This is a genomic window from Cognatundibacterium luofuense, from assembly GCF_018139685.1.
Lineage (GTDB): Bacteria > Pseudomonadota > Gammaproteobacteria > Burkholderiales > Burkholderiaceae_D > Undibacterium > Undibacterium luofuense.
The window spans coordinates 1-592 of the sequence record NZ_JAGSPN010000073.1; the positions used below are offsets into that span (position 1 = coordinate 1).

The 592-nt window shown below is 49.8% G+C and carries 1 protein-coding gene; it reads right to left on the bottom strand.

The genetic code is table 11. The features are described 5' to 3' along the window. A partial coding sequence (locus KDM89_RS19375) for an ATP-binding cassette domain-containing protein (RefSeq protein WP_212689542.1) occupies positions 1-592 on the bottom strand: 592 nt, incomplete at both ends.

The following is a 592-nucleotide window of genomic DNA, read 5'->3' on the forward strand; positions in this document are numbered from 1 at the left end:
TGTCATTGTATTGTACAGTTTCATGCGGATCTATGCCGTTAGCATTCCGCAGGCTGGACTGGGTATAGCTGCGGATATCGCGATCCTGAATCTGTATGCTGCCGGATTGAATATCATAGAAGCGGAACAGCAATCGGGATAACGTCGATTTACCGGAACCGCTGTGTCCGACTACGGCTGTGGTACTACCTGCAGGTATCGTGAAGTCGACATCAAATAAAATCTGTCGCTTACTCTCGTAACTGAAATTCACTGCCTCAAAACGAATCGCGGCGCCCTGCTGTTCGGATATCTGCAAAGCCTGTGCATTCTCCTGATCAGCGACCTCTTTATTTTGCTCAAGAAGTGAAAACAGCTTTTCCATATCGGCCAGGCTTTGCTTGATTTCGCGGTACAAAACACCCAGGAAATTCAAAGGCACATATAGTTGCAGCATAAAGGAATTCACCAGCACCAGGTCACCCAGACTCATGCTGCCGTCGATCACACCCTGCGTCGCACGCCATAAAATCAGGGTCACGGCAGTCGCAATGATCAGCGACTGTCCGGTATTCAACAGCGACAGACTGCTCTGGGAACGGACTGCGGCGTT